The 8,816-nt window shown below is 71.3% G+C and carries 5 protein-coding genes (1 of these 5 running past the window's edge); 3 read left to right on the top strand and 2 right to left on the bottom strand.

From position 1 onward, the window contains the following. Window positions 1-200: the 5' end (the start) of a zinc-dependent alcohol dehydrogenase family protein gene (locus MKL09_RS04280; RefSeq protein ID WP_244018258.1), read on the bottom strand. It extends 817 nt beyond the left edge of the window; 200 of the gene's 1,017 nt are visible here — the first part of the coding sequence; its start codon is at window positions 198-200; the stop codon falls past the left edge of the window. A 324-nt stretch (window positions 201-524) separates the two neighbouring features. On the opposite strand from MKL09_RS04280, the gene MKL09_RS04275 reads away from it, so the two are divergent. The 3 genes from MKL09_RS04275 (at window position 525) to MKL09_RS04265 (ending at window position 8,056) form a co-directional block, all read left to right on the top strand. Further along, entirely contained in the window at window positions 525-2,504 is a 1,980-nt protein-coding gene (locus MKL09_RS04275; RefSeq protein WP_244018257.1) for an autotransporter assembly complex protein TamA, read from the top strand. A gap of 306 nt (window positions 2,505-2,810) precedes the next feature. After that, window positions 2,811-7,133, top strand: coding sequence for a translocation/assembly module TamB domain-containing protein (locus MKL09_RS04270; RefSeq protein WP_409566899.1), 4,323 nt, complete (start codon window positions 2,811-2,813; stop codon window positions 7,131-7,133). Between the two features lie 605 nt (window positions 7,134-7,738). Beyond that, on the top strand, window positions 7,739-8,056 hold the full coding sequence (locus tag MKL09_RS04265) for an HPr family phosphocarrier protein (protein WP_244018255.1): 318 nt from the start codon (window positions 7,739-7,741) through the stop codon (window positions 8,054-8,056). A 6-nt stretch (window positions 8,057-8,062) separates the two neighbouring features. Here the strand turns inward: MKL09_RS04265 and nth are convergent, their stop codons facing one another. Continuing rightward, window positions 8,063-8,770: an endonuclease III domain-containing protein gene (nth, locus tag MKL09_RS04260; RefSeq protein WP_244018253.1), complete on the bottom strand. Its 708-nt coding sequence runs from the start codon at window positions 8,768-8,770 to the stop codon at window positions 8,063-8,065. Between the last annotated feature and the right edge of the window lie 46 nt (window positions 8,771-8,816).

Raw genomic sequence — 8,816 nt, 5'->3', positions numbered from 1 at the left:
AGATCGGAGGCGGGGGTGAACGGGAAGCCGAGGACCAGACCCATTCCGTGCTCGATCACGAGCTTGTCGCGGTAATTCAACGAAGCCGCCGCAGCCTTCACCAGGACTTGCCTGGGCAGCGGTTCCGGAATCGGTACCTGCTCCAGTCGAAGGGACCAGCGGCCGAAGCCGGTCATGTCCCAGCGCCTCATCGTCGTCATGGCCTATCTCCGATCTCGTGCCGAGAGGCAGCCGCCGGTTTCGGAGGCGTGAGACCGGGTCGAGCGGGCTTGGCGCGTAGAGCCCAACCCGGTTTGAGAGCGTCGACGCCGCCTCGCGGCTTGGCGGCAGCCGGTGCGACAGCGTCATCCCCGGTCTTGCGCCGGTGCGCTGTTGGCCTGTTGTGCCCTGACCGTTAAGGTGACGTGGGATACGCTGCAGGGCGTCGGGGGGATCAATGAGCTTTGGAGCGAGCGGCGCAGCCCACCGCGATGGGAGCTGAAGACCGCGTTTTGCGCGTGTTCCATCGCCCAGGTCGATCGATCATGACCGGTGCGCATCGTGCGCCGCCGCGCCTGGTGCTCGTGGCCGCTGCCTCCATTCCGATTTTCGCCGCGCTTCCGTCCGTGCCGGCGCGCGCCTTCGACCTGTTCGGCCTGTTCGGTTCGGAGCCCGAGCCGCCCGCGCCCAGCCCGACCGCCCTGCCGTATGCCGTGCGCATCACCGGCACGGACGATTCCGACGTGCTGCAGGCGCTCCAGGATATCTCGACCCTCTACCGCCTGCGCCAGGATCCGCCGCCGGACGGGGAGGGGCTCCTGCGCCGGGCCGAGACCGACCTGCCGAAGCTCGCCGATGTCCTGTCCGGCTACGGGTATTATCAGGGCACTGCGGCGATCCGGATCGACGCCGTTCCGGTCGCGGGGCAGGCCGGTGCCGCAGCCGCGGTCGGCGCCGCAGAACGCTGGCGCAATCGGGGCCTGGTCCCAGTGCGGATCGCGGTCGATCTCGGGCCGCTCTACACCCTGCGCCGGATCGCCGTGCGCGATGTCGCCGGCCGACCATTCCCGGAAGACGTTCTGCCCGAGCGGTTTACCCGGGTGGATGACGACGTCCCGGCCCGGTCGGCCACGGTGCTGGCCCGGGAAGCCCGGATCGTCGACCAGTTCCGGGCGCAGGGGCACCCCTTCGCCAAGGTGGTGGCCCGCGATCCGGTGGTGGACGACACCGCCCATGTCATGGACGTGACCTTCACGGTCGAGCCCGGCCCGCTGGCCGGACTGGGGCCGGTGGCGGTCAACGGGGCGCCGGGGATCGACCCGGCGACGATCCGGTCGTTCATCTATGCCGAGCCGGGGGACCCGTATTCGCCCCAGGCGGTGGCGGCGATCCGCAAGTCGCTGACGCGCATCGAGGCGATCGGAGCCGCGCGGGTCCGCGAAGGGACGGCGCTCGATGCCGACGGAAACCTGCCGCTCTTCGCCGAATTGAGCGAGCGCGAGCGCAATCTCGTCGGCATCTCCGCGCGGTACTCCACAGTCGACGGGCCGGGCGTGCGCGCCTACTACGCCAACCGCAACCTGTTCGGCGGCGGCGAGACGTTCCGGCTCGATGCCGACATCTACTACCTCGGGTTGGGCAACGACCCGTTCGCGACCCAGCGCAAGATCGCCGGGATCGGAACCAACGGCCTCGGCGGCCGGCTGTCGGCGACCTATGTCCAGCCGGCGCTCGGCGGCACCCGCAACGACTTCCTGGCCAACGCCTTCATCACCCGCGAGGTCCAGCAGAGCTATCTGGTGGATGGCGGCGGGGTCTCGGCGGCGATCCGGCACCGGTTCTCGGATACGTTCTCGGCCCAGATCGGGCTGGACGCTCAAGGAGGGCGCTCGAAAGACGCGCTCGGCACGGTGAATTACCGGTTGATCGGCGTGCCGGCTTCCGTAACCTACGATTCCACCGACAGCCTGCTCGACCCGACCAAGGGGTTCCGGGCGATCGCGTCGCTGGCCGCCTATCCCGGGGCGATCTCGTCGCCGGGAATCGTCGTCGCGAAGGCGCAGGGCTCGACTTATTATTCGCTCGACGACGAATCCCGGTACATCCTGGCCGGGCGGGTCGGGTTCGGCTCGGTCTCGGGCGCGCCGCTTGGGGACATCCCGGACAATTTCCGTTTCTTCGCGGGTGGCGGCGGCTCGGTGCGCGGCTATCCGTATCGGACGCTCGGGCCGATTGGCCCGTTCAACCTACCGATCGGCGGCCGCAGCCTGCTCGAAGCCTCGCTGGAGGCGCGGATCAAGATCACCGACACGATCGGGGTGGTGCCGTTCTTCGACGCGGGCACCGCCTTCGCCTCGGCCCTGCCGGATTTCGATGAGAAGATCCGGAAATCGGTGGGCATCGGCCTGCGCTACTACACCGGCATCGGCCCGATCCGCGCGGATCTCGCCTTCCCGCTCGACCCCTACAAGGGCGGCCATGTCCGCCCGGCCGTCCTGTATCTCAGCCTGGGGCAGGCGTTCTGAATGGCTGGTTTTTTTGGGACGCTGCTGGCGCTTCGGGTCTCTCCCTCCGTTTTGGGTGGGGTCGGGTTCGGTCGAGACGGCAATCGGCCAGACGAACAATCCGGCGGCATTCCATCCTCGCGCCTGCTGAGCGACGGCCATCGGGCTCATACATTGATGAGTTCGACGCAGGTCCCCTCTCCCGTGCGGGAGAGGGACAGGGTGAGGGATGCGACCTCTCCGGAAAATCCTGGTTCCTCACCCCAACCCTCTCCCGCACGGGAGAGGGGGCGCGGCGCAACCTTCACGAACGAATTCGTGTGTCTCGTGGCCCGCAGGAAGCGCACGAAAGTCGCGCTCGTCCTGGCCTGCCTCGCGCTTCTCGTCACCGGTCTGCTTCCCATCGCCACCCCGACCCACGCCGACGACGCGGACAAATCCGTGCTCGGCGGCCTCTTGTCCCGGGCATTGTCGACGCCGTCGTCGCGGGTGGCGATCGGCGCGATCGATGGCGCGCTGTCCTCCGACGCCACGATCCGCGACGTGGCGGTGAGCGACCGCGACGGCGTCTGGCTGAAGCTCGACCGCGCGCGGATCGTCTGGCGGCGCCTGGCGCTGCTGTCGGGGCGGCTTGAGGTGGACAGCCTGGAGATCGGACGGATCGAGGTGTTGCGTCGGCCGATCCCCGGTCCGACCCCGCCGGAAGCCAAGCCGGACGGCAAGCTGCTGCCCGACCTTCCCGTGAAGGTCGAGATCAAGGGGTTCAAGCTGGCCGAGCTGGTGCTGGGCGAGGCCGTGGCCGGCCAGCCGGCCCGGCTCTCGGCCGAGGGCAAGGCCAAGCTCGGTGCCGCCAGCGAGGGGCTCGACCTGCAGGCCCGGGCCCAGCGCCTCGACGCCGCCGGCCGCTTCCTGCTCTCCCTCGTCTACGTGCCGCAGGGCGACAAACTGGAGCTGCGGGCCAACCTCGTCGAGCCAGCCGGCGGCCTGCTCTCCAAGGCGGCCAATGTTCCGGGCACGCCGCCGATCGATTTCGATCTGGCCGGCACCGGCACGCTGGACGCCTGGAACGCCCATCTCGATTTCGCCGCCGGCCCGGATATCGGCGCCAAGGGCGGGGCCAAAATCTCCCGGATCGGCGCCGAGCGCCGGCTCGCCCTGGATCTCGCTGCGCGAATCGAGGGCCTCGTGCCGGGTCCGGCCGCGTCGGTCTTCGCCGGCACGACCAAGCTCGACGGCGGCTTCGCTTTCGCGGATAGCGGCGCCTTCCGGATCGACCGGCTGGAGCTGACCTCGCACACCGCGCGGCTCGCCGCCGGCGGCAGCCTGACCAAGGACCGGGTCGCCGACCTGACCCTCCAGGCCCGGGCGCTGCCCACCGAGGGCGCCGTGACCAAGGCCGGCGAAGCCGAGATCGACAAACTTGTTTTCGACGGCAGCGTGAAGGGACCGCTCACCGCGCCGACGGTGCGGGGCAATCTCGACGCGGCCGGCCTGCGCAGCCGGGATTCCACGCTGGACCGGATCGAGGCGCGCCTCGGGGTCGAGCCCCAGGGCGACCCGTCCGCCCAGCGTTTTGCGATCACGGCAGACGGCAAGGTCGATGGCCTGCGGCTGGCCGACCCCGCTCTGCGCCGGGCGCTGGGCAGCCGCGTGCAGCTGACCCTGCGGGCCGCCTCCGGGCCGGACGGGGTGATCGACGTTTCGAGCCTCCGGGTCGACTCCGACACCGCGAAGGCGAGCTACGCCGGACGGGTCGGGCAGAACACCCTCACAGGCACGGTCGATGCGGTCCTCCCGGACCTGGCGGTGTTCTCCGGCCTCGCCGGGCGCGGGCTCGCCGGCAGCCTCGATGCCAAGGCGCGGCTCAGCGGCGATCCGGCCCGGAAGGCTCTGGCCGCCGACCTCACCGTCAGCAGTGCCGGCCTCGCCACCGGGATCGCGGCGGCCGACCGAGTGCTCGGCCGCGCGCCGACGATCCAGGGCCGGGTGTCGCAATCCTATGACGGCTACGGCTTCGACCATCTGCGCCTGGAGGGCTCCGGCCTGACCGCGACCCTGCAGGGCGAGGCGACCTCGGCAACCGCGGATGTCACCGGGCGCATCGACCTCAAGAGCCTCGCCGACCTCGACGGCCGCCTGACCGGGCGCGCCGGCATCGACGCGCACATGACCGGCTCCCTGGAGCATCCGCAACTCGCCGCGACCGTCTCGGCGCCCGCCGCGACCGCGGACGGGAAACCGATCCGCGACCTGCGGGCGGAGGCGGTCCTCACCGACGCCCTGCTGGCGCCGGACGGGACCCTGAAACTCTCCGGCGAGATCGCCGGCAAGGCCCTGCGCGGCGGCGCCCATGTGGCGAAGGCCGGACCCGACTGGGTGCTCGACCGGCTCGACCTCAACCTCGGCTCGGTGGCCGTCTCGGGCAACGCCGTCGTGGCGGCCGAGACGTGGCTGTCGGCCGGAATGCTGTCCGTGAAGGCGGCCAATCTCGCCGACATCTCACCGCTCGCCCCCGAGCTCATGGCCGGGCAACTCGACGCCTCGGTGGCCCTCGCCCGCGACGGCGGCCGCCAGGACGCCGCGATCCGGGCGACCGGCGCCGCCCTGCGCTACGGCGCCTACGGCCTCAACCGCCTCGACGCCGACCTGAAGGGCAGCGACCTGCGCGCCCATCCGGTCCTCGACGGGCGCCTCGATGCCGACCGGCTGCTGGCCGCCGGCCAGCAGATCGATACGGTCCGGCTCTCCGCGATCGGGAGCCCGGCGGGCAGCGACGTGACGCTCGCCGCCAAGGCGCGCGGCTTCACCCTCGACGGCGCCGTCCGTCTCGTGCCGGCCGACGACACGCGCATCGAGATCCAGCGCCTCTCGGCCGCTCGCGGCAACGACCGCTTCGCCCTGACCGGGCCGGCCGCCGTGACCCTGCGCGATGGCGGCGCGGTGATCGACGGTCTGTCGATCGCGGCGGGCTCGGGCCGCGTCACGGTCGCGGGCCGGGCCGGCCGGGATCTCGACCTGAGAGTGGCGATCCGGGCGCTGCCCCTGTCGCTCGCCCGGATCGCCGCACCCGACCTCGCCCTGTCGGGCACGCTGGACGGCGACGCGGACCTGCACGGCCCCAGCACGAGACCGGAGGGCCATTACGCGCTCACCGTCTCCAATCTGGTGGCACCGCAGACCCGCCAGGCCGGCCTGCCGCCGGTGGATGCCAGCGCCAAGGGCACCCTGTCGGACGGGCAGGCGAGCCTCGACGGCCGGGTAACGGCCGGGAAGGGCGTCGCCCTGACGGTGGCGGGCTCACTGCCGGTGGAGGCGGGCGGGCCGCTGAACCTGCGCGCCCGCGGCACCCTCGATGCGTCGCTCGCCAACACGTTGCTGAGCGTCAGCGGTCAGAGCGTCACCGGGCGGATCGCCATCGATGGCGGCGTCACCGGCACCCTGGCAGCGCCCCGGGCCCAGGGCTCGGCGGAGCTGACCGCCGGCAGCTTCACCGATCCGCTCAACGGAATCCGGCTCACCGATATCGATGGCCGCGTGACCGGCCGAGGCGACAGCCTCGTGGTCGAGCGGCTGACTGCGTCAGCCCGCAACGGCGGACGCCTTTCGGTCACCGGGCGCGTCGCCCTGGAGCCGGATTTCCCCGGCCAGTTCCACGTCACCGCCGACAAGGCGGAGCTGATCTCCAGCCCGCTGATGACCGCGGTGTCGAGCGTCGATCTCAACCTGGCCGGCCCGCTGGCCCGGACGCCGCGCATCACCGGCCGGGTCGACGTCGTATCGATCGACGTGGCCGTGCCCGACCGGCTGCCCGCCACGGTCAAGCCGCTGCCGGGGGTGCGCCACGTCAACACGCCGCCCGAGGCGCGGGCCCGCCTGGCGCAGCGGGCCGACCGGAAAGCGGCGACTGCGCCCGGGAAAAGATCCAAGAAACCCGCCGTGCCGTTCGACGCCACCCTCGACGTGCGGATCGACGCGCCGAGCCGCATCTTCGTGCGCGGGCGTGGGATCGACGCCGAACTCGGCGGGTCGCTCCGGGTCACCGGCACCTCGGCGGCACCGAACGCGGTCGGCGGGTTCGGCCTGCGCCGCGGGGTGTTCCAACTTGTCGGCCAGCGCCTCGATTTCAGCCGCGGCAACCTGACCTTCGCGGGCAGCCTGGCCACGCCGGAGCTCGACTTCGCCGCCGAGACCAAGGCCGGCGACGTCACCGCCCGGGTGGCGGTGAGCGGCTACGCGGACGCGCCGCAATTCAGCCTGACCTCCGATCCGGTGCTACCGCAGGACGAGATCCTATCGCGCCTGCTGTTCAAGAAGGCGGCCGGCGGCCTGTCGCCGTTCCAGGCCCTGCAGCTCGCGCAGGCGGTGGCGCAGCTCTCGGGCGGGGCCGCCGGGCCGGACGTGTTCGAGCAGGCCCGCAAAGGCCTGGGGCTCGACAGCCTCGACGTCTCCACCGGCGCCAGCGGCGGACCGGCGCTGGGCGCCTCGCGCTACATCTCGGACCGGGTCAGCGTCGGCGTGAAGGCCGGAGCCAAGCCCACCGACACCGCCGTGGGCGTGGATTTCGACGTCACACGGCGGATCAAGCTGAAGGGCGAGGCCGGGAGCGACGGGCGCACCAGCCTGGGCGTCGGGGCGGAGTACGAGTGGTAGGGGCTTTCCGGCTCGCGCTTCTGGATTTGACGATCGAAGCCTGACGCGCACCATCCCTCGCCTCTTCGGGGGGAGGGTGGGCCGGCCGTTAGGCCGGGTCGGGAGGGGGGCAGCGCAACGATCGTGGATGTGGCGATCGTCGCATTCTCTCTGGATACGGCGTTCTCCGCTCCCGACCTCCTTCGGGAGCCCACGCGGAGGCTTTGATGTTCACACATCAGCTTGCGAAAGCCGCTACGTGCCCCCTCTCCCGTGCGGAAGAGGGGGTGAGGGACCAGGTCTCTCCGGATAGGGCACGTCCCTCACCCTGTCCCTCTCCCGCACGGGAGAGGGACCCGCGTCAGTTTCGGGGATGTGTGAAGACGATTGCCCGCAGAGGGGAGGGAGATGCGCACATACCGATCACCTTCCTTCGTCGACCGTTCGACACAATCGATCCATGACCGGATCGCTTTGAACGACGCCGCGGCACCGTTTCACCTTCAAAATCCCCATCGCCTCAAACACCTCGGCCGAAGATCCGTTGGCCGGCCGGCGCAAGTCTGCTTAGGTGTCGAAGCAAGCGGCGCGATCAGCCGGCAATGGGACGGGAACCGCGAAGGGCGATGGACGAGCTTTTCGAAACGGATGACGATCCCGAGGTGCCGGAGGGCGGCTTCTTGCGGATGCTGCCGATCATCAACCGGCGCGGCCTCCACGCCCGCGCCTCGGCGAAGTTCGTCCAGACCGTCGAACGCTTCGACGCCGTGGTGACCGTCACCCGGGCCGGCGAGACGGTCGGCGGCCGCTCGATCATGGGCCTGCTGACGCTGGGCGCGGCCATGGGCACCCGCATCGCCGTCACGGCGGTGGGGCCGGACGCGCAGGCCTGCCTCGACGGCATCGAGGCCCTGCTGGCCAACCGCTTCGGCGAGGACGAGTAGGCCGGTTCAGGTCGCCTTGCCGGGCCACGTGCACAGGTCCGAGACCGGGCAGCGTGTGCAGGCGGGCTTCCGGGCCGTGCAGGTGTCGCGCCCGTGCCGGAACAGCCAGACATGGGCGCCGTCCTTGAAGCGCTCCGGCACTGCGAGGGCGAGGCCGTCGGCCACCGCGTCCACCGTGGCGCCTTGCGCCAGCGGGATCCGGTTCGAGACCCGGAACACGTGGGTGTCCACCGCGATCACCGGCTCGTGGAAGGCGAAGTTCGCCGTCACCTCGGCGCTCTTCCGGCCGATGCCGGGCAGGCGGCGCATCTCGACCGAACTGCGCGGCACCGCGCCGCCAGACGTCTCGATGAGGGCGGTCGACAGCTTGACGATGTTGCGCGCCTTCGACGGCCCGAGCCCCACCGGCCGGATGATCTCGGTGATCGCCGCCTCGCCCAGCGCCCGCATCCCGACCGGATCCTGGACCCGAGCGAACAGCGCGTCGGCGATGCGCGCCACCGTCGGCCCGGTGGATTGGGCCGAGAGCAGCACGGTGACCAGCAGCCGGAACGGATCGGTGTCGTCGAACCCCGCCTTCGGGTCCGGATCGGCCTCGGCCAAGCGCGTCATCACGGCCTCGACCCGCTCGGCCGCGCCGGGGGATGGGAGCGCTGCGGGTGCTTTCGCCCGGCGGGGTGCGGGCCGGAGGCCGTGGAGGGTGTCGCGCGCCATGACGATCAGCTAGGGCCGCGACGGCCGGCCCGACACGCGGCGGATT

Source organism: Methylobacterium sp. J-048, assembly GCF_022829515.1.
Taxonomy (GTDB): Bacteria; Pseudomonadota; Alphaproteobacteria; order Rhizobiales; family Beijerinckiaceae; genus Methylobacterium.
The sequence above is the reverse complement of the archived record's forward strand: the minus strand, read 5'-3'. Positions and strand labels throughout refer to the sequence as shown.

Coding starts and splice junctions, on each gene's coding strand:
- MKL09_RS04275 (WP_244018257.1), top strand. CDS start 525: ATGACCGGTGCGCATCGTGCGCCGCCGCGCCTGGTGCTCGTGGCCGCT.
- MKL09_RS04265 (WP_244018255.1), top strand. CDS start 7,739: ATGGACGAGCTTTTCGAAACGGATGACGATCCCGAGGTGCCGGAGGGC.
- nth (WP_244018253.1), bottom strand. CDS start 8,770: ATGGCGCGCGACACCCTCCACGGCCTCCGGCCCGCACCCCGCCGGGCG.